Below are 270 nucleotides of genomic sequence, written 5' to 3'. Positions count from 1 at the left end.
GTCATCATGCCGTGCGTGTCGAAGTAGCTGTTGACCGCGCCGCCGGTGGGCAGCTGTTCCAGGGTGCGGTCACCGAAGCGGTCGTAGCCGTACCGGGTGTCATGCCCGTCCGGGTCAGTGACCGTGGCGAGCAGACCGCAGGGCTGGACGCTGCCGGCCGGGGCCGAGGGGTCGTTGACCACCGGCGGCTGGCTGCCGGAGTCACAGGTGTAGCCGTAGCTGGTCGTCGCACCGCTGGGAGCCGCCTTCGTCGGCGGGGTGGTGCGGGTC

1 protein-coding gene is annotated in these 270 nt (G+C 71.1%); it reads right to left on the bottom strand.

Annotated elements, in window-relative coordinates; translation table 11 throughout:
• On the bottom strand, positions 1–270 hold a 270-nt coding region (locus tag KVT28_RS25230), incomplete at both ends, for an RHS repeat domain-containing protein (RefSeq protein ID WP_217550915.1).

Source organism: Pantoea sp. GbtcB22 (assembly GCF_019091025.1).
Taxonomy (GTDB): domain Bacteria; phylum Pseudomonadota; class Gammaproteobacteria; order Enterobacterales; family Enterobacteriaceae; genus Pantoea; species Pantoea leporis.
The sequence above is the reverse complement of the archived record's forward strand: the minus strand, read 5'-3'. Positions and strand labels throughout refer to the sequence as shown.